Annotated in this window: 18 protein-coding genes and 1 riboswitch; of the genes, 9 read left to right on the top strand and 9 right to left on the bottom strand. The window is 72.4% G+C overall.

Features of this window, described 5'->3' with window-relative positions; all coding sequences use genetic code 11:
• Positions 1–23: 23 nt before the first annotated feature.
• Together ACFC1T_RS23590 and ACFC1T_RS23585 are read right to left on the bottom strand one after the other, a co-directional pair.
• Complete coding sequence (locus ACFC1T_RS23590; protein ID WP_375891531.1) at positions 24–974, bottom strand: enhanced serine sensitivity protein SseB C-terminal domain-containing protein; 951 nt, start codon at positions 972–974, stop codon at positions 24–26.
• Positions 975–1,089: 115 nt separating this feature from the next.
• Positions 1,090–1,887: an enhanced serine sensitivity protein SseB C-terminal domain-containing protein gene (locus ACFC1T_RS23585; RefSeq protein ID WP_375891530.1), complete on the bottom strand. Its 798-nt coding sequence runs from the start codon at positions 1,885–1,887 to the stop codon at positions 1,090–1,092.
• Between the two features lie 186 nt (positions 1,888–2,073).
• Positions 2,074–2,178: riboswitch (glycine riboswitch) on the top strand.
• A 246-nt stretch (positions 2,179–2,424) separates the two neighbouring features.
• Between ACFC1T_RS23585 and gcvT the strand changes: the two genes are divergently transcribed.
• From gcvT to ACFC1T_RS23565, 4 genes are all read left to right on the top strand, one after another.
• Entirely contained in the window at positions 2,425–3,546 is a 1,122-nt protein-coding gene (gene gcvT, locus ACFC1T_RS23580) for a glycine cleavage system aminomethyltransferase GcvT (protein ID WP_375891529.1), read from the top strand.
• A gap of 99 nt (positions 3,547–3,645) precedes the next feature.
• Positions 3,646–4,026, top strand: a complete 381-nt coding sequence (gene gcvH, locus ACFC1T_RS23575; RefSeq protein WP_375891528.1) for a glycine cleavage system protein GcvH — start codon at positions 3,646–3,648, stop codon at positions 4,024–4,026.
• Positions 4,027–4,109: 83 nt separating this feature from the next.
• The gene (glyA, locus tag ACFC1T_RS23570) at positions 4,110–5,378 is read left to right on the top strand and encodes a serine hydroxymethyltransferase (RefSeq protein ID WP_375891527.1); all 1,269 of its coding nucleotides are present in this window, start codon (positions 4,110–4,112) and stop codon (positions 5,376–5,378) included.
• 135 nt (positions 5,379–5,513) lie between these two features.
• A complete protein-coding gene (locus tag ACFC1T_RS23565; protein WP_375891526.1) occupies positions 5,514–6,881 on the top strand; it encodes an L-serine ammonia-lyase in 1,368 nt (455 codons plus the stop codon).
• A 99-nt stretch (positions 6,882–6,980) separates the two neighbouring features.
• Here the strand turns inward: ACFC1T_RS23565 and ACFC1T_RS23560 are convergent, their stop codons facing one another.
• Both ACFC1T_RS23560 and ACFC1T_RS23555 read right to left on the bottom strand, forming a co-directional pair.
• Positions 6,981–8,576, bottom strand: a complete 1,596-nt coding sequence (locus ACFC1T_RS23560) for an MDR family MFS transporter (protein ID WP_375891525.1) — start codon at positions 8,574–8,576, stop codon at positions 6,981–6,983.
• Positions 8,577–8,601: 25 nt separating this feature from the next.
• On the bottom strand, positions 8,602–9,195 hold the full coding sequence (locus ACFC1T_RS23555) for an NADPH-dependent FMN reductase (protein WP_375891524.1): 594 nt from the start codon (positions 9,193–9,195) through the stop codon (positions 8,602–8,604).
• 143 nt (positions 9,196–9,338) lie between these two features.
• On the opposite strand from ACFC1T_RS23555, the gene ACFC1T_RS23550 reads away from it, so the two are divergent.
• Positions 9,339–10,085, top strand: coding sequence for a TetR/AcrR family transcriptional regulator (locus ACFC1T_RS23550; RefSeq protein ID WP_375891523.1), 747 nt, complete (start codon positions 9,339–9,341; stop codon positions 10,083–10,085).
• Here ACFC1T_RS23550 and ACFC1T_RS23545 read toward each other — a convergent pair.
• On the bottom strand, positions 10,082–10,510 hold the full coding sequence (locus ACFC1T_RS23545) for a nuclear transport factor 2 family protein (RefSeq protein WP_375891522.1): 429 nt from the start codon (positions 10,508–10,510) through the stop codon (positions 10,082–10,084). The two genes, ACFC1T_RS23550 and ACFC1T_RS23545, sit on opposite strands and share 4 nt — an antisense overlap.
• 118 nt (positions 10,511–10,628) lie before the next feature.
• Positions 10,629–11,270 (bottom strand): hypothetical protein, encoded by a 642-nt coding sequence (locus ACFC1T_RS23540; protein WP_375891521.1) that lies wholly within the window; start codon positions 11,268–11,270, stop codon positions 10,629–10,631.
• A gap of 172 nt (positions 11,271–11,442) precedes the next feature.
• Here ACFC1T_RS23540 and ACFC1T_RS23535 point away from each other — a divergent pair, with 172 nt between their 5' ends.
• Positions 11,443–11,736: a hypothetical protein gene (locus ACFC1T_RS23535; protein ID WP_375891520.1), complete on the top strand. Its 294-nt coding sequence runs from the start codon at positions 11,443–11,445 to the stop codon at positions 11,734–11,736.
• A 71-nt stretch (positions 11,737–11,807) separates the two neighbouring features.
• Here ACFC1T_RS23535 and ACFC1T_RS23530 read toward each other — a convergent pair whose 3' ends face one another.
• From ACFC1T_RS23530 to ACFC1T_RS23520, 3 genes are all read right to left on the bottom strand, one after another.
• Positions 11,808–12,746, bottom strand: coding sequence for a DMT family transporter (locus tag ACFC1T_RS23530; protein WP_375891519.1), 939 nt, complete (start codon positions 12,744–12,746; stop codon positions 11,808–11,810).
• Between the two features lie 239 nt (positions 12,747–12,985).
• A complete protein-coding gene (locus ACFC1T_RS23525; RefSeq protein ID WP_375891518.1) occupies positions 12,986–14,962 on the bottom strand; it encodes an RICIN domain-containing protein in 1,977 nt (658 codons plus the stop codon).
• A 331-nt stretch (positions 14,963–15,293) separates the two neighbouring features.
• Positions 15,294–15,749: an ATP-binding protein gene (locus ACFC1T_RS23520; protein ID WP_375891517.1), complete on the bottom strand. Its 456-nt coding sequence runs from the start codon at positions 15,747–15,749 to the stop codon at positions 15,294–15,296.
• Positions 15,750–15,911: 162 nt separating this feature from the next.
• On the opposite strand from ACFC1T_RS23520, the gene ACFC1T_RS23515 reads away from it, so the two are divergent.
• The 3 genes from ACFC1T_RS23515 (at position 15,912) to ACFC1T_RS23505 (ending at position 17,970) form a co-directional block, all read left to right on the top strand.
• Positions 15,912–16,724, top strand: a complete 813-nt coding sequence (locus tag ACFC1T_RS23515) for a helix-turn-helix domain-containing protein (protein ID WP_375891516.1) — start codon at positions 15,912–15,914, stop codon at positions 16,722–16,724.
• Positions 16,721–16,912, top strand: coding sequence for a DUF397 domain-containing protein (locus ACFC1T_RS23510; protein WP_375891515.1), 192 nt, complete (start codon positions 16,721–16,723; stop codon positions 16,910–16,912). Before ACFC1T_RS23515 ends, ACFC1T_RS23510 begins: the two co-directional genes overlap by 4 nt.
• A 212-nt stretch (positions 16,913–17,124) precedes the next feature.
• Complete coding sequence (locus ACFC1T_RS23505; RefSeq protein WP_375891514.1) at positions 17,125–17,970, top strand: hypothetical protein; 846 nt, start codon at positions 17,125–17,127, stop codon at positions 17,968–17,970.
• Positions 17,971–18,244 lie beyond the last annotated feature (274 nt).

Raw genomic sequence — 18,244 nt, 5'->3', positions numbered from 1 at the left:
ATTGTGGTTATCGGGTTTGGTGATCAGCGCCCGGGGTAGCCGGGCCACTGCGGCTGGGCCTGCTGCCCCCAGCCCGGCGCGGGCGGCTGGGTGCCGTACGCGTAGCCCGGCATCGACTGCCCGGGTACCGGCTGCCCCGGCACCGACTGGCCCGGGTACGGCTGCGGCACCGGGGGGTACGGGCCGGTCTGCGGACGCCCGGCCTCCCGGTCGAAGAACGGCCGCGCGTTGGCGCGCATCCACAGCGCCACCGGGTCGAACTCGTCCGCCATCGCCACCGTGGACACCGCGAGCCCCTCCGGGGCCACCGCGATCGCGCGCTGCATCAGCGCCCGCACCGCCTCCACGGCCGGCGGCGAACTCTCGTACAGGTCCAGGCCGATCGCCAGGTACGGCTCCCCCACCGCCGGCTGCACCCAGGCCCGGCGCAGCGCCCGCACCGCGCGCACCTCACCGGCCTGCCGCTCCAGCAGCGCGAAGAACTGCTGCGCGTCGACCTGCGGCTCGCTCAGCTTCAACGGACCGGCCGGCAGCCGGTCCAGGCCCGCGGCGACCCGCCGCAGGTCCGCCCAGGGCACGCCGACCCCGCCGCCCGGCGCGTGCGGGTTCAGCCACAGGCCCCAGCGGGTGCGGTACAGCGAGGCGGCGATCTCCCGCCCCGAGATGACCTCGTGGGCCCGCGCCCAGCCGGAGGCCGTCAGCTGCTCGGGCGAGGTGACGGCCGGCGCGTAGCCGTGACCGCTGATCTCCATGTTCCCGTACTGCGCGTCCGGGCTGCCCGGCGTGCCGTGCCAGAGCAGCATCCAGACCTGGCCGTCGGCCAGCGCGTGCAGCAGCCGCTCGTACGCGTCGAAGCGCTCCGGCGCGACCTCGCGCAGAGCCTGCTCCAACCCGCCCGGGTCCGCGCCCGGGCGCCCGGCCGGTGCCTGGCCCCAGGGCCCCGGCGCCCCGCCCGCTCCCGTTCCCGCACTCATGCGCCCACCTCGCCGCGCCTCTTTCCTGAACCCGCCGGCCCGTCAGCCGCCTGCACGCACCCTATGGCGCGGCACCGGCCGCCGCCACGGCGACGTGCCTGTGAAGGATCCCCGCTCACACCCGCGAGTAGAAGGGCATGACCCGGGTCGACAGCCACTCGACCACCGGGTCGTCGGCGAGGTCGAGCAGCACGAGGTGGACGCCACCCGGCAGCGGTGCGGTTCCCAGGGCTCGGCCGAGCGCCTCGTTCACCGCCCCCGGGTCGGCCGGGGCCGCCGGATCGAGCTGCACGCCCACGAACATCACGGTCGGCTCGCCCTCGATGCTGGCCAGCGCCCGGCGCGCGGTCAACACCCCCGGCAGGGCCGACAGTTCGGCCCGGCAGGCGGCCAGGAAGTGCTCCGGGTCCTCGCCCGGCACCGGCTCGCGCAGGGCCACCCGGCCGCCGGTCGGCCCCTCCGGCTGCTGCTCCCAGCGGTCCTCCCGGGGGTCGCGGCGCAGCTCCGCCACGCCCTGCGGGGGCACCGGGATGCCCACCGCCGCCTCCGGGTTGACCGCGATGCCCACGCCCAGCGGCAGCCCGCGGGCGAACTCCCAGGCCGGCGCGACGGCGAAGGCCATCCCCGGCGCCTGCTGCAGGAACACCTCCTGCGAGGAGAACACCGGTACGTACGGGGCCCCGGCCAGCTCGACGGTCGGCAGGTCCAGCGACTGCCCGGCCGGGTCGCCCCCGGCCGGCAGCGGGATCCACACCTGGCTGCGGGCCAGCACCTCGATCACCCGCGGGGTCGCCCCCGGGTCGCCCAGCGCGGCCGTCAGCACCTGCTCCAGCTCGTTCGCGGGCCACGCGCCGCCCGACGGCGCCGCCTGCGGCCCGCCCCACCCCTGCTGCTGCTCCACCGGGTACTCCATGCGCCGCCGATCCGGCCCAGGGCCGGGTCGGCCGCCCACTGCTGCGCCGACGCGATGATTTTAGGGCCCGGGTCCGCCCGACCGCGGTGTGACCGGGTCCCCTCTCCCCTCCTCCGCGAGGACGTGCCATGATGTGCGCGTCCGACGGCATGCGCCGCGGGCCCCCACAACTCCACACCGGCCGCTCGAACCCGCGCGGGAGAGCCCGGAATGCCCCTCGGGGGGCACAGCCGGCGCCGAAGGAGCAAGTCCTCCCCGGAATCTCTCAGGCCCCCCTACCGCGCGGGTTAGGCACATCTGGAAAGCGGCGCACGACCCGGTCGCGCGCCCACCCACGGTGCAAGCCGCCGTCCTGTCCCCGATGCTGGAACCAGCCGACGCTGGTGCCGGCTGCGGGCAGGTGGGCGGTGAAGCTCTCAGGTTCGACGACAGATGGGGAGACCCACGCCGCCGCATGCCCGCGCGCGGGGTCGGTCCCCGAGCGGGTCCGGTCCGGCGCGCGCACCCCTGAGTGCCCCGACCGAGGAGTTCTTGGCCATGTCGTCCCTCCGCCTGACCGCGCTCGACGCGCTGCACCGCGCCCTCGGCGCGACCATGACCGACTTCGCCGGCTGGGACATGCCGCTGCGTTACGGCAGTGAGCGCGAGGAGCACCTCGCGGTCCGCACCAAGGCCGGTCTGTTCGACCTCTCGCACATGGGCGAGATCACCGTCACCGGCCCGCAGGCCGGCGAGATGCTGGACCACGCGCTGGTCGGCTTCGTCTCCGCGCTCGGCGAGCTGCGCGCCCGCTACACCATGATCTGCGCCGAGGACGGCGGCATCCTGGACGACCTGATCGTCTACCGGCTGCGCGAGGACGCCTTCCTGGTCGTCGCCAACGCCTCCAACGCCCAGCTGGTGCTGGACGAGCTGATCGCCCGGGCCAAGGGCTTCGACGCCGTCGTCACCGACGACCGCGACACCTACGCGCTGATCGCCGTCCAGGGCCCGGAGGCCACCGCGATCCTGGCGGAGACCACCGACGCCGACCTGCCCGGCCTCAAGTACTACGCGATCCTCCCGGCCACCGTGGCCGGCCGGGAGGTGCTGCTGGCCCGCACCGGCTACACCGGCGAGGACGGCTTCGAGATCTTCTGCGCCCCGGCCGACGCCGAGCCGGTCTGGCGGGCGCTGACCGCCGCCGGCGAGGGCCGCGGCCTGGTCCCGTGCGGCCTGTCCTGCCGCGACACGCTGCGCCTGGAGGCGGGCATGCCGCTGTACGGGCACGAGCTGTCCACCGACCTGACCCCGTTCGACGCCGGCCTGGGCCGGGTCGTGCGCTTCGACAAGACCACCAACGAGGGCGCGTTCGTCGGCCGCAGGGCGCTGGAGCAGGCCGCCGCCGCGGCCGAGACCAACCCCCCGAAGGTGCTGGTCGGCCTGGTGTCCGAGGGCAAGCGGGTCCCGCGCGCGGAGTACACGGTGGTCTCCACCGAGGGCGCCCCGATCGGCCGGATCACCTCGGGCGCGCCGTCCCCCACGCTGGGCAAGCCGATCGCGATGGCCTACGTGGACGCGGCCCACGCCGCCCCCGGCTCCACCGTCGCGGTGGACGTCCGCGGCAAGCACGAGCCGGTCCAGGTCGTGGCGCTGCCGTTCTACAAGCGCGCCCGCTGAGGCCGTCGCCGCCCCTCGTTTTCCCATCGGCGCACGTCGGAGCCGTCCGTGCGGCGGCCCGCTGCGTCGTACCCGCTTCCCATCCTGGAGAATGACGCCATGAGCAACCCCCAGCACCTGCAGTACACCAAGGAGCACGAGTGGCTGACCGCCGCCGAGGACGGTGTCTCGACGGTCGGCATCACCAAGCACGCCGCCGACGCGCTCGGTGACATCGTCTACGTGCAGCTCCCCGAGGTCGGCGACACGGTGACCGCCGGCGAGACCTGTGGCGAGCTGGAGTCGACCAAGTCGGTCAGCGACCTGTACTCCCCGGTGACCGGCGAGGTCACCGAGGTCAACCAGGACGTCCTGGACGACAACAGCCTGGTCAACAGCGCCCCGTTCGAGGGCGGCTGGCTGTTCAAGGTCCGCGTGGAGGCCACCGACACGCTGCTCAGCGCCGCCGAGTACGACGCGCTCACCCACGCCGAGGGCTGAGCCCCGCCGGGACGGGCCGCAGCACGGCGGTCCGTCCCGCTCTCCCACCGTCCCTCCGCTCTCCTCCCCGGGAAGACCACACCATGACGGTTCTCAACCAGTCCCTGCACGCCCTCGACCCGGAGATCGCCGCCGCGGTCGACGCCGAGCTGCACCGCCAGCAGACCACGCTGGAGATGATCGCCTCCGAGAACTTCGCCCCGGTGGCGGTCATGGAGGCCCAGGGTTCGGTGCTCACCAACAAGTACGCCGAGGGTTACCCCGGCCGCCGGTACTACGGCGGTTGCGAGCACGTCGACGTGGTCGAGCAGATCGCGATCGACCGGGTGAAGGCCCTGTTCGGCGCCGAGCACGCCAACGTCCAGCCGCACTCGGGCGCGCAGGCCAACGCCGCCGCGATGTTCGCGCTGATCCAGCCGGGCGACACCATCCTGGGCCTGAGCCTGGCCCACGGCGGTCACCTGACCCACGGCATGAAGATCAACTTCTCCGGCAAGCTCTACAACGTGGCCGCCTACCACGTCGACGAGAAGACCGGCCAGGTCGACATGGCCGAGGTCGAGCGCCTGGCCAAGGAGCACCAGCCGAAGCTGATCATCGCCGGCTGGTCCGCCTACCCGCGCCAGCTGGACTTCGCCGCGTTCCGCCGGGTCGCCGACGAGGTCGGCGCGCTGCTCATGGTGGACATGGCGCACTTCGCCGGCCTGGTGGCCGCGGGCCTGCACCCGAACCCCGTGCCGTACGCGGACGTGGTCACCACCACGACCCACAAGACCCTGGGCGGCCCGCGCGGCGGCGTCATCCTGTCCAAGGCCGAGTGGGCCAAGAAGATCAACTCCGCGGTCTTCCCGGGCCAGCAGGGCGGTCCGCTGGAGCACGTGATCGCGGGCAAGGCCGTCGCCTTCAAGGTCGCCGCCTCGGAGGACTTCAAGGAGCGCCAGGAGCGCACCCTGGAGGGCGCCAAGATCCTCGCCGAGCGCCTGCTCCAGGCCGACGTCGCCGAGGCCGGCGCCTCGGTGCTGTCCGGCGGCACCGACGTCCACCTGGTCCTGGTCGACCTGCGCAACAGCCAGCTCGACGGCCAGCAGGCCGAGGACCGGCTGCACGAGGTCGGCATCACGGTGAACCGCAACGCCGTCCCGAACGACCCGCGCCCGCCGATGGTCACCTCGGGCCTGCGGATCGGCACCCCGGCCCTGGCCACCCGCGGCTTCCGGGCCGAGGACTTCCGCGAGGTCGCCGACGTCATCGCCGAGGCGCTCAAGCCCGCCTTCGACGAGACCGTCGCCGCCGCGCTCAAGGCCCGGGTCACCGCCCTGGCCGAGAAGTACCCGCTCTACCCGAACCTCTAGTTCGGCCGCGGGTGACCGGCCTCACTCCGGCCGGACACCTGTCACTCCGGGGCACCGCGCACACTGGAAGTGCGCGCGGTGCCCCGTTCCGTGCACCGCCCAGTCCCTCCACGAGACCAGACAAGGACGTCCCCCGTGGCCCTCAGTGTCTTCGACCTCTTCTCCATCGGCATCGGCCCGTCGAGCTCCCACACCGTCGGCCCGATGCGCGCCGCCCGGATGTTCGCCCGCCGCCTGCGCTCCGAAGGCCTGCTGGAGCAGGTGACCGCCGTACGCGCCGAGCTGTACGGCTCGCTGGGCGCCACCGGCCACGGCCACGGCACCCTGAAGGCCGTCCTGCTGGGCCTGGAGAACAACTCGCCCCGCACCGTCGACGTCGACCAGGCGGACAAGGACGTCGAGCGGATCGCCGCCGAGAAGCGGATCAACCTGCTCGGCGAGCGCCCCATCGACTTCGACCCCGACAGCCAGGTGATCCTGCACCGGCGCCGCTCGCTGCCGTACCACGCCAACGGGATGACCCTGTGGGCGTTCGCGGCGGACGGCTCGACGCTGCTGGAGAAGACCTACTACTCGGTCGGCGGCGGCTTCGTCGTGGACGAGGACGCGCTCGGCGCGGACCGGGTCAAGCCCGACGACACCGCGCTCAAGTACCCCTTCCGCACCGGTGACGAACTGCTCCGGCTCAGCCGGGAGACCGGGCTGTCGATCTCCGGCCTGATGCTGGAGAACGAGAAGGCCTGGCGCAGCGAGGAGGAGATCCGCACCGGGCTGCTGGAGATCTGGTCCGTGATGCAGGAGTGCGTGCGGGCCGGCATGAGCCGCGAGGGCATCCTGCCGGGCGGGCTGAAGGTCCGCCGCCGGGCCGCCTCGGGCGCCCGGGCGCTGCGCGCCGAGGGCATCGGGCCGGCCAACGCGATGGAGTGGGTGACCCTCTACGCGATGGCGGTCAACGAGGAGAACGCCTCCGGTCGTCGGGTGGTCACCGCCCCGACCAACGGCGCGGCGGGCATCATCCCGGCCGTCCTGCACTACTACCTGAACTTCATCCCGGGCGCGGACGAGGACGGCATCGTCCGCTTCCTGCTCGCGGCCGGCGCCATCGGCATGCTCTTCAAGGAGAACGCCTCCATCTCCGGCGCCGAGGTCGGCTGCCAGGGCGAGGTCGGCTCCGCCTGCTCGATGGCCGCGGGCGGCCTCGCCGAGGTCCTCGGCGGCAGCCCCGAGCAGGTCGAGAACGCCGCCGAGATCGGCATCGAGCACAACCTCGGCCTCACCTGCGACCCGGTCGGCGGCCTGGTCCAGATCCCCTGCATCGAGCGCAACGGCATGGCCTCGGTCAAGGCCGTCACCGCGGCCCGGATGGCGCTGCGCGGCGACGGGCGCCACCACGTCTCGCTGGACAAGGCGATCAAGACGATGAAGGAGACCGGGGCGGACATGAAGATCAAGTACAAGGAGACCTCGCGCGGCGGCCTCGCCGTGAACGTCATCGAGTGCTGATCGAGCCCCGCTGACGAGCGGCCCCCGGGCGGAACCCCGTACCGCCCGCGGGCCGCTCGCGCTTTCTCGGGCCCCTACCGCCCCCGGCGGGCGGCAGGGCTACGGCGTGGCCGCCCGCCGCGCCGGGCTCGGGCTCGGCTCGGGGCTCGACGACGGGGCCGGGCTCGGGTTCGGGGCAGGGCTGGCGGCCGGCTTCGGGCTCGGGTTCGGGTTCGGCCGGGCCAGGAGGGCGACCGCCGTCGCCACCGCCGCCAGGCCGAGGCCGCCGGCCACCGCGCCGTGCAGCCCGCTGGTGACCGCCGTGCCGACGGCGTCCCGGACGGCCGGGGGCAGGCCCGCCAGCGTGGCCGGGGTGAGCCCCCCGCCGCCGGTCAGGTGGGCGGCGTCGGCCGGGCTCAGCCGCGCCTCCAGGCCGGCGGTCAGCCGCGCCGTGTAGACCGCGCCGAGGGCGGCCATGCCGAGCGAGCCGCCGAAGCTGCGCAGCAGGGTCACCACGCCCATCGCCGCCCCCATGTCCTGGCGCGGCACCGCGCCCATCGAGGTCAGCATGGTGCTCTGCATCAGCAGCCCGATGCCGATCCCGGCGACCGCCGTGAGCCCGGAGGCCACCGCCACCGGCGTGTCCGTCCCCAGGAACAGCAGCAGCACGGACCCGGCCAGGGTCAGCGCCCCGCCCAGCACCGGGTAGCGCCGTTCGCCGCCGGGCCGGCCCATCAGCCGGGCGGTGACCAGCTGGGTGCCCATCATGCCGAGCATCAGCGGCAGCAGGAGCAGCCCGCCGGTGGTCGGTGTCGCGCCCTGGACGAACTGCAGGTACTGCGGCAGGTAGCCGATCAGGGCGAGCATCACCGCGCCGGCCAGGAAGCCCAGCACCTGGGCCACCGAGAAGTTGCGGCTGCGGAACAGCGCGGGCGGGATCAGCGGTCCCGGGGCGCGCAGTTCGACCGGCACGAAGGCGGCCAGCGCGACCACCGCGACCACGCCGGTGCCGAGGATCAGCGGCGAGGTCCAGGCGTACGTCGTCCCGCCCCAGCTGCTGACCAGGGTGAGTCCGAGGATGCCGGTGGTCAGCAGGGCGACCCCGGCCCAGTCGAAGGGGACGCGGACCCGTTCGGCCTTCGGCAGCCGGACCGCGAGGGCGACCGCGGCCAGGGCGAACAGGCCGACCGGCAGGTTGACGTAGAAGGCCCAGCGCCAGCTGAGCCGGTCGGTGAGGAAGCCGCCGAGCAGCGGCCCGCCGACGAAGGCGATCGGCATCAGCACCCCGATCACCGACTGCACCCGGCCCCGGTCGGTGGCGGGCACCAGCACCCCGATCACCGAGAGCGCGCCGACCATCAGCCCGCCCGCGCCGACCCCCTGGAGCGCCCGGAAGGCGATCAACTCGCCCATGTCCTGGGCGAGTCCGGACAGTGCCGAGCCGAGCAGGAAGACCGCCACCGCCCACTGGTAGGCGCCCTTGCGCCCGTACAGGTCGCCGAGCCGGCCCCACAGCGGGGTGGCGGCGGCGGAGGTGAGCAGGTAGGCGGTGACCGCCCAGGAGAGGTGCTCCAGCCCGCCGAGGTCGCCGACGATGGTGGGCAGCGCGGTGCCGATGATCTGCCCGTCGAGGGCCGAGAGGAAGATGCCGAGCATCAGCCCGAGCACGCCGAGCAGCGGCGGCTTGGGGCGGTCGTCGGTCGGTTCCGTGGTCATGGCGGTTCCCCCTGTCCCGTCCGGTTCAGGCGGTGAACGGCCGGGCCTGCCGGGCATCCCGCAACGCCTGCGCCCACCAGTCCAGTTGGTCGAGCAGGGTCTTGGCGGCGGCATCGGCGGCCGGGTCCTTCGGCTTCCCGTCGGCATCGAAGGCCTGGGCGGCGCCGTGGAAGCTGACCGTGTTGCGGATCGTGACGGAGTTCAACTCGGCCATCACCACTCGCAGTTGCTCGACCGCCCGGAGGCCGCCGGAGAGTCCGCCGTACGAGACGAAGCCGATCGGCTTGCCGTGCCACTGCTGGTTGTGCCAGTCGATGGCGTTCTTCAACGGCGCGGGGAAGCTGTGGTTGTACTCCGGCGTGACGAACACGAAGGCGTCGGCGGCCGCCAGCCGGGGCGACACCGCGGCGAGCAACTCACGTTCCTGCTCCGGCAGTTCCGCACCCCAGGACGGCATCACGGTGGGCAGCGGAGTGGCCGCCAGGTCGATCAGGTCGGCGGTCATGCCGCCGCGGGCGTCGAGGTGGCCGAGCAGCCAGTCGGCGACGACCGGGCCGAAGCGGCCGTCGCGGGTGCTGCCGAGCACGACCGCGACCTTGAGGTTCTGCTCCGTGGACATGGGGGTCCCCCTCCAAGATGATGTGTACGCCGTATCGGCGATGGATACAACGTACACACTGATGCGTACGGCGTCTACTAGACGGATACGGTGTACACGCGAGTGATACGGTGAACCCTCCCACCGGAAGGAGCCCGCCCCCCATGCCCGCTCAGCAGGCCCCCAGCGGGGACGACGACCAGGACAAGCCGCAGCTCTCCCTCTGGGAGCGGCTCGACCGCCCGGCCGCCGCACCGCGCACCACCCTGACCCCGCACCGGATCGCCGAGGCCGCGGTCGCCATCGCCGACGCCGAGGGCCTGGACGCCGTCACCATGCGCCGGCTCGCCACCGCGCTCGGCGTGGCCCCGATGGCCGCCTACCGGTACGTCTCCGGCAAGGACGAACTCATCGAGCTGATGGCCGACTTCGTCTACGGCCAACTCCCCCTGGACGCCCCCGCCGACGGCTGGCGCGCGGCCATGCGCTCACTCGCCGTCCACCTGCGCGCGATGAACCTGGCCCACCCCTGGATGGTCCGGGCGGCCACCCCGTTCTCCCTCACCCCCCACCAGCTCGCCGTCCCCGAGCGGTCCTTCGCCGCCCTCGCCGAGCACGGCCTGGACGCCGACACCACCATGGCGATCTTCCGCACGGTGGCCGGCTACGTCCACGGCTCGGTCGCCTCCGAGGTCGCCCTGGCCGCCCTGCGCCGCGACCACAACTGGTCCGACGGCGACGAGACCCGCGCCGGCCTGGCCCCCCGGATGACCTACCTGATGGGCACCGGCCGCTACCCCGCCTACCAGCAGTACCTCCAGCAGGCCACCCGCAAGGACGACCCCGCCTGGCACTTCGAGACCGGCCTCGACTGCGTCCTCGACGGCATCGCCACCCACTTCGCCATCTAGCTCCCGGCTTCCAACCGGGCGGCGACCGCACCGAGGCGCCCCATCGCGTGGGCGACGCCGAGGCCGTCCATGTAGTCCCGGACGTGCACCAGCAGCCCGCCCCGGGCGCGCAGCACCAGCAGCCCCGGCAGGGCGAACTCCGCGCCGGTGGAGGCGATCGTGCCGATCACCAGCTGCTCCACGGTGAGCACCTCGGGGTCCGCCCCCGGATGGACGGCCACCTCCCGGACCTCCCGCGGCCGGGCCTCACTCGCCCCCCACGCGGCCCGGTACCCGGCCCGGACCTCCTCCCGCCCCCGGTAGCGCGCGGGCATCCCCGGGAACAGGAACGGGAACTCGTGCACCCCGTCCTCGGCGTACAGCCCGGCCAGCGCGTCCGCATCCAGGTCGAGCATCGCCCGCCGGTACCGGGCCAGCAGCTCCATTGGACCGGCCGTGGTGGAATCCGACATGGCCTCAGGCCCCTTCGTTAGCGGACGGGGACGCCAGGATCCTTGTACGGCAACCCACTTGCCCCCGCGCGGATCACTCGATCACCCCACCCTACCCACCACTGAGCGGCGACTCCCCCGCCACCTGGCAGCCCACCCCGCTCCCCCGCCGCTCCAGCAGCCGCGCCGCCGTCGCACGGGCGGTGCCCGCCGGAGCCCCGACCTCCACCAGCGCCCGTGCCACCCGGTCCACCGCCCCGGCCGCCGACTCCGAGCCGTCCAGTGCGGGCAGCAGCAGGAGTAGCCGCTCGGCGGGGTGGTGCACGCCGTCGGCTGCCCGGTCGGGCGCGTCGGCGATGCGCTCCAGCTCCGGCCAGCCGAGCCCCGCCCCGGTGCGGTGCCCGTCGTCCTGAACGAGCAGCTCCGGCCGGGACGACCCGGGGCCGATCAGCAGGTAGTCGATCCCGGCATCGCCGTCCAGATTGCGGTAGACCACCGCCACCGCCCGCCCGCCGTCGAACGGGATCCGGAACACCGGCCACGCCCCGGCGTCGTACAGCCGCTCGGACATCGCGTCGGCATCGGCACCGTCCGCCCCGAACCACTCGGGCTCCGGCCACCCCTCCCCGGGCCCGGGCCACCCCAGCCCGACCAGGTGGCACCACCAGAACCCGGCACACCCCAGCAACGGCTCGCCCGCCACCAACGGGTCGCCCCCGCTTCCAGGGACCAGCACCTCGGTCACAGCGTTCACGGCGCCAGTCAACCAGCCCCCGCCGCAGGGGAAGTCGGCCGGGCCGACTTCCGGTGCCGGCCTACGCAGGCGAGTCACTCGGGCGACGCGCGGGGATTGCGGGTGCTCCGGCGGGTGGGGAGTTTGGGCCTGGGGCGTCCCGGCCCCGATCACCCACTCCCCAGGAGTCATCGTGCGACGTCTCGCGACCGTGTTCGGCGCCCTCGCCACCGCAGGGGTCATGGCCCTCACCCTGCCCAACACCGCCTTCGCCGCCCGCGGCGAGCTCGTCTTCGCCCCCGGCGAGGTCATCAAGAACCCGAGCGGCTGCTACAACGCGCCGATCGTTCCGCTGATCCTGGAGAACAGGACCGACGGGCCCGCCCGCGTGTACGACGGCGCGAACTGCACCGGAAGGGTCATCGCGGTCGTTCCTCCCGGGGGTCACACGACGCAGGAGTTCGGTGCCAGCGTGCGCATCGACTGACGGCGGGCCCGGCCCGGTTTCACCCGCTGCACGGGAAGTCGGCCGGGCCGACTTCCCGTGCAGCGGTGCGTCTAGCGCCGCTCGGGGAGGGCGAGGAAGGCGAGGCCGGAGGCGAGGACGGCGAGGCCGCACCAGGATGCTGCCGGGAGGCGCTCGCCCAGGGCCGCGACGCCGAGGACGGCGGCGACGGCGGGTTCGGCGAGGGTCAGGGTGGTGGCGGTCTGGGCCGGGGTGTGCCGCAGGCCGTGGCCGTAGAGCCGGTACGCCAGGAAGGTGGTGACCACTCCGAGGTGCAGCACGACGCCCGCGCCGCGCGCCGAGGCCAGCCACTGGAGGTCGCCGAGCAGCAGCACCGGGAGCACCAGCACCGCCGCCCCGCCGAACATCGCCCCCATCACCCCGGCGGCCGGCCGCCCGCCCCCGATCAGCCGCCCGGCGATCAGCGAGTACACCGCGAACGAGAGTCCGGAGAGCGTCGCCAGCAGCACCCCGAGGAGGTCCACCGCCCGCCCGCCACCGGCGAGTTCGGGCCCGAGCACGAGCACCGCGCAGCCGAGCACGGCCAGCGCCGTGGCCCCGGCCCAGCGCCCGCCGGGCCGCCCCTGCCGGGTGAGCCATGCCAGCAGTCCGGTGAAGACCGGCGCGCTGCCGAGCGCGATCACCGTCGCCACCGCGACCCCGGCGCGGGGTACGGCCGGGTAGAAGGTCAGCGGGTACCCCGCCACAGCGACGGCCCCGGCCGCCAGCAGCCACCGTTCCCGCGTCCCGCAGCGGCGGGGCAGCGACCAGGCGGTGCGGTCGGTGAGGAACAGCAGCAGCCCGCCGAGCACCAGCGCGGCCGCGCCGATGCCGATGGCCGGGGCGCCGCCCGGCGCCAGCGAACTGGCCGTCCCGGTGGTGCCCCACAGCAGCGCGGTGACGAGGATCGGCACCGGCCCGTCGATCGGACGGGTACGGCCGGGGGTGGGGGTCAGGCGGGCGCGCGCGGGCGCGGACAGGCGATTCGGCACAGTCGTGAACTTCCGTCGTCGAAGACCGTCAGAGGAAAGGTTTCGAGAACGGGCGCACGCCGCTGAGCCCCTGGGCGGGGCTGCGGGGATCAAGCCACCGGAGCGGGCGCCCGATCAGGCGCGGAGGGGTGGCAGCGCGACGCGCCAGTACGGGTTCACGCCCCCGATGCTAGCGGGGCCGAAACGGCACCGCACGGGAAGTCGGCCGGTCCGACTTCCCGTGCGGCAGCGGTGAGCGGTCAGAGGAGCTGGAAGGTCCACTCCTGCTGCCAGCCCGACTTGCAGGTCCACACGCCGAGCTGCTTGAAGTCGGCGTCGTGGGCGAGGCAGTTGTCGTCGTCGATCTGGACCCGGTACTTCCCCCCGCCGAGGCTCTTGAACTGCCACTTCTGGTTGGAGGTGTCACCCCACGCCTGCTGCTCGGCGACGTAGGTGTCGGGGTTCTCGGTGAGGTTGTACCCGAGGTCGTTGACGATCCGGTAGCGGTCCCCGCCCAGCGGCTTGATCGTCCACTTGGAGCCCTTGTACCCCAGGACCCCGGCCACGATCGGCGAACCCCAGCTGGCGGTCTCGGTGGGCGCCGACGCGCCCAGCCCGTTGGCGAGCTTGAGGAACAGCGGCCGCTCGGTCGGAACGCTGGCGCCACCGCCACCGCCACCGCCGGTGCCACCGCCCGTGCCACCGCCGCCGGTGCCGGGGTCGGGCTTGGTCGGCGTGGTCCCGCCGCCGGAGTAGCCCTCCAGCACCCACTCCTGCTGCCAGCCCGACTTGCACGTCCACACGCCGAGCTGCTTGAAGTCGGCGTCGTGGGCGAGGCAGTCGTCCTCGGAGATCCGGATCCGGTACTTGCCGTTGCCGACCGGGACGAGCTGCCACTTCTGCCGGTCGGCGTTGCTCCACGGCTGGAGCTCGGCCATGTAGTTGCTGTTCTCGGTGAGTTCCAGCCCGTACGAGCTGGTGATCCGGTAGCGGCCGCCGCCCACCGAGGCGATCTTCCACTTGGACTCGTTGCCGCCCCGGATGCCCGGGACGACCGACGCGCCGGCCGAACCGCCGACCGGGACGGCGCCCAGCCCGTTGTCGAGCTTGAGGATCACGTCGGCGCCGTTGGCGGGCGTGGTCGGGGTGGTGGTCGGCGGGGTGCCGCCCCAGGCCCAGTTCTGGTTGGGCGCGTCCCGCTTGTCCTCGGAGCCGCAGCCCCAGGCCACCACCGGGCTGCCGTTGCCGGTCTGCGAGTTGAAGTCGTCGATGCAGACGTCCTTGGACCGGTCCTCCTGGTCCACCAGGTGCCGGAAGCCGCCGCTGGCCGACATGTTCCAGCGCTGCCCGGGGTTGTCCAGGCAGTCCCAGACCTGGAGCTTGTTCCCGTTCGCGGTGTTGTTGCCCGGCAGGTCGAGGCACTTGCCGTTGGCCGCCTGGAGCCGGTACCCGTTGTAGGTCCAGCGCTGCGCGTCGCCGCCGTTGCACTCCCACATCTGCACGGGGGTGCCGTTCGCGGTGCCGTTGCCGCTGACGTCCAGGCAGGCGTGGTGGTCGCGGCTGATGTCGGGGGTCAGGCTGCCGGTCCGGGTGCCGTAGCCCGAGCGCCCGGGGAAGTGGATGCTGCGGACGTCGCCGTCGCACTTGTAGGGCCGCGCGGTGCCCGACCGGCAGGTCCACGACTCCTTCTTGACGCTGTCGCCGTCCTGGCCGACGAACGCCCAGTTCATGAAGCCGCCGTCGGTCCGGTTGCGGAAGGTCGAGTCCCCCTGGAAGACCCAGATCCGGAACACGTCGTAGCCGGAGGGGTCCTTCTTGTCCTTGTCCAGGAAATGGTTGAGCTTGTACGTGGTGTCGAGCAGCACGCCCTTCATGTCGGCCTTGTACTCGCCCTTGAACCATTCGGTGTCGTACAGGTCGGTGCCCACCGTCTTGTACACCAGGACGTTGAACCCCGGGAACTTCTGGCTCAGCTTGGACGCGGTGCTCTGGGTGAACTCCGCGTTGTCCAGCTTGTTGTTGTTGGCGGCGGCACGCATGCCCTTGATCATGTCGAAGGCCGAATTGATCAGCGCGGTCATGCAGTTGCCGCCACCCACGGCGGCCGGGGTGCCGCAGGTGGTGTCCACGGGGGGCGCCGCCGACGCCGTCGGGGCCTGAACGGCCAGGCCGCCGGACAGGGCGACCGCGGCGACCCCGCAGGCCAGGGCGCGTTTCAGGCGGGACAGGGATTGCACGTCAATTCCATCCTTCTTCTCGGTAAAGCTGGATGGTAGGGCCGGAAATCCCGCTGCAGCGGCACTGTTGACGGTATTCATACGTCCCGAGCGAAAAGGCGTGAGGATTTTTACGCGCTACCCCGGAAGCGCCGGACGGTTATCACGAATTGATATCTTCCGGGCGCCGCATGGGCGCCAACACTGTTGGGGCCTGCGCAGGAAGTCGGCCCCGCCGACTTCCTGCGCAGGGCGCGGGCGGACGCCACGTCCGCCGCGAAGTCCTCATCCGGCCCGAGCCGCCGGAGAACGTCGTTGAGCGCGGCACCATTTCCCACAGGCGTCGGCCCGCTCACCGCGATGCGACGAGATCGCCCGAGGCAGGGCCGGCGGGCGAGGGGAGGGCGAGTTCGAACCAGACGGTTTTGCCGATGTGGCCCTCGCCGCGCGGGTGGGCGCCCCAGGAGGTGGCGAGGGCGGCGACGAGTTCGAGGCCCCGGCCGGACTCCTCGTCGGGGGCGGCGTGCCGGGGCACGGGGAGGTTGGGGCTCGCGTCGGAGACCTCGATGCGGAGGAGGGTGGGGGTGACCAGGGCCAGGCGGACACCGATCAGACGGTCGCGCGGCCCGCGGGCGTGGCGACAGGCGTTGGTGACGAGCTCGCTGAGGAGGAGCAGGGAGACCTCGGCGGAGTCGACGTCGATCTGCCACTCGAAGGCCTGCCGCAGGAGCCGGATCCGGGCACGGCTCGCACTGCGGGGGTGGCGGGGGAGCGTCCACTCGACGGCGTCGCCAGGCTGAGTGATCATCAGAATCCTTGGGGGATGGATTGCCGGGCGTCACTCGCAAGGGCTGAGTTCGGCCATTTCACCCCTCAAGAGTCGGGAGCCAGGCATACCCTCAGTAGTCACACCGTCGGTACAGCGTGAGAGTCGACCGCTGGATGACCAGGGGCGATGAGGGGGTTCGGGATGACCACGCCGAAGCAGAACCCGATGGCCTGGAAGTACTGCGGCGATCAGATCAAGCGGTGGCGGGAGCAAGCAGGGGTCACCCGCGAGCAGTTGTGCAAGGCCGCGAGCTACGACTACGAGAGCGTGCGGTCGATGGAGGCGGGGAGGCGGAAGCCCTCGCACAAGTTGCTCACGGTGGCGGATGAGTTGTGCAACGCAAGAGGGATGCTGCTGGGGGCGGTGGAGTTCCTGGCGCCGGAGAAGTTTCCGTCCTACTTGCAGGGCTACACGGATGCCGAGGCCGATGCCATCGCGATCCACACATACGCAGCCCTGCTCATCCCGGGATTGCTGCAGACCGAGGAGTACGCCCGAGAGCTGATCGGCCACGCCTGTCCGCCCATGGACAACGAAACGGTTGACGCTCGCGTCGCAGGCCGAATGCAACGCCAGGAGAAGCTGACGAACTCACCGAGGGTGCTGTTCGGCTTCGTGATCTACGAAGCAGCTCTGCGCGCAAAGGTCGGCAGCGCCGACCTCATGAAGAGGCAGCTCGCGCACATCGTCGCAATGGGCAGCCTGCGAAACGTCGCAATCCAGGTGCTCCCCGCGAACCGCGCGGCGTACGCAGCACTCACCGGCCCCATCGTTCTGCTGGAGACGGCCGATCATGAGCAGCTGGCATACGTAGAAGGACACCGAACCGGCGTGCTGCACTCCGATCCGGACAAGGTCAACGTACTCGCACAGCGACATGGCATGATCCGCATGCAGGCCCTCAGCATCGAGGAGTCCGTAGAGTTCATCGGGGAAGTCTCGGAGGGGCTATGAGCGCTGGAGCCGATTGGTTCAAGTCCAGCTACAGCAACGACGACGGCGGCGAGTGCATCGAGGTGGCCTCCTCTCCCTCCGCCATCCACGTCCGGGACTCCAAGGACAAGGCCGGCCCTGTCCTCACGTTCTCCCCGGAGGCGTGGGCCGCCTTCATCGCCGAAGCTCAAGCCGCCGACGCCGAGTGACCCTTTAGTCGAATGGGTGGGTAACCACCTTCCAACCACCCCCGCACGCAGCACATATGACTTATCGTCACGACTTCACCACCACCCGTCGCGCCGTGTAGCGTGCCCATAACGAGAACAACCCCCGACCGGTGCTACCAACACCGAACGGGGGTCTGACCACCCCGATCGAATGCGAGCTCGATCCTGTGGCTACCCACGACTCTACCGCCATGGCCTCCCCCGGATACGGCAAGCAGTCCGCCCCGGGGGAACTCCCCCGGGGCGCCGACGACTTCGGCCACCTCCCGGCCCGCGAGGCGTACCTCGCCTCGTTCGTCGACCACCTCCCCGACGGCGCCGCGATGGACGTCAAGACCCTCGCCGCCATCAACCCCCTCTTCGGGCAGATGGCCGTCCGCACGGCCCTCAACAACCTCTCCACCGCAGGTCACCTGCGTCGCGTCCGCGAGCGCGTGAACGCCGACCGTCCGCAGTGGGTGTTCCGCACCTACTTCTCCCGGACGCCCCGCTCCGACGCCTGGTGGAACCACTTCATCGCCACCGGGGAGGAACTCCAGGCCCCGGAGGCGTCAACGGATTCGGCGCCCGATCCCCCGGAAGAGCGATGCGCCGTCGCCTCCCCCGCTTACGCCGCCCTCGCCGGCCTCGGCCTCACGGACGCCCGCCTCCCGCTCTCCGCCGCCGACTGCGCGGCCCTCGAACCGCTCGCCGCCGAGTGGTTCGCCCGGGGCACCACCCCGGCCCTCTTCACGGCCGCCCTCACCGCAGGCCTCCCGCCGGACGGCATCCACAGCCCGGTGGCCTTCACCCGCCGCCGCCTGCTCGACAAACTGCCCCCGGAACGCCCACTCCCCCAACAGCAGGCCGCCCGCATCGCCGAGTGCACCGACTGCCGCACCCCGTGCCGCCCGCACGCCCTCCTCGGCGGCCTCTGCCGCACCTGCCGCGGCACCCCCACGGCCCCGCCGCCGTCGCACCGGCACCTCTCCCCGGCCGCCGTGCGCGCACATGCCGCACGGGTCCGCCGAGCGGTGATCACATCAGCGCGATCGTGAATATTCACAGGCCGGAGCGTGAACCTATGCAAAATCCCAAGGTGAAGTAGGTTACAAACCTTGCAATCCAAGACGCCCGGTTTGCCCACATGCTGAGATCCGTGCGATAGTCAAGACATCGAGAACTTCGGCGGGCCCGACCTGGCACTGCCGACACCCATCGCGCGACACGCACCCCCTTGGCCGCGCGATGACCTGCACGGGCCCCCACCGCCGACCACGGCGAATCCGGGGGCCCTGCGCGTATCCGGACCCAGAAACCCGGGCCCGGAAA

Source organism: Kitasatospora sp. NPDC056076 (genome assembly GCF_042266305.1).
GTDB lineage: Bacteria > Actinomycetota > Actinomycetes > Streptomycetales > Streptomycetaceae > Kitasatospora.
This window is presented reverse-complemented; position numbering and strand designations above follow the sequence as displayed.

Coding starts and splice junctions, on each gene's coding strand:
- ACFC1T_RS23590 (WP_375891531.1), bottom strand. CDS start 974: ATGAGTGCGGGAACGGGAGCGGGCGGGGCGCCGGGGCCCTGGGGCCAG.
- gcvH (WP_375891528.1), top strand. CDS start 3,646: ATGAGCAACCCCCAGCACCTGCAGTACACCAAGGAGCACGAGTGGCTG.
- ACFC1T_RS23560 (WP_375891525.1), bottom strand. CDS start 8,576: ATGACCACGGAACCGACCGACGACCGCCCCAAGCCGCCGCTGCTCGGC.
- ACFC1T_RS23550 (WP_375891523.1), top strand. CDS start 9,339: ATGCCCGCTCAGCAGGCCCCCAGCGGGGACGACGACCAGGACAAGCCG.
- ACFC1T_RS23515 (WP_375891516.1), top strand. CDS start 15,912: ATGACCACGCCGAAGCAGAACCCGATGGCCTGGAAGTACTGCGGCGAT.
- ACFC1T_RS23510 (WP_375891515.1), top strand. CDS start 16,721: ATGAGCGCTGGAGCCGATTGGTTCAAGTCCAGCTACAGCAACGACGAC.
- ACFC1T_RS23555 (WP_375891524.1), bottom strand. CDS start 9,195: ATGTCCACGGAGCAGAACCTCAAGGTCGCGGTCGTGCTCGGCAGCACC.
- ACFC1T_RS23520 (WP_375891517.1), bottom strand. CDS start 15,749: ATGATCACTCAGCCTGGCGACGCCGTCGAGTGGACGCTCCCCCGCCAC.
- glyA (WP_375891527.1), top strand. CDS start 4,110: ATGACGGTTCTCAACCAGTCCCTGCACGCCCTCGACCCGGAGATCGCC.
- ACFC1T_RS23585 (WP_375891530.1), bottom strand. CDS start 1,887: ATGGAGTACCCGGTGGAGCAGCAGCAGGGGTGGGGCGGGCCGCAGGCG.
- ACFC1T_RS23505 (WP_375891514.1), top strand. CDS start 17,125: ATGGCCTCCCCCGGATACGGCAAGCAGTCCGCCCCGGGGGAACTCCCC.
- gcvT (WP_375891529.1), top strand. CDS start 2,425: ATGTCGTCCCTCCGCCTGACCGCGCTCGACGCGCTGCACCGCGCCCTC.
- ACFC1T_RS23545 (WP_375891522.1), bottom strand. CDS start 10,510: ATGGAGCTGCTGGCCCGGTACCGGCGGGCGATGCTCGACCTGGATGCG.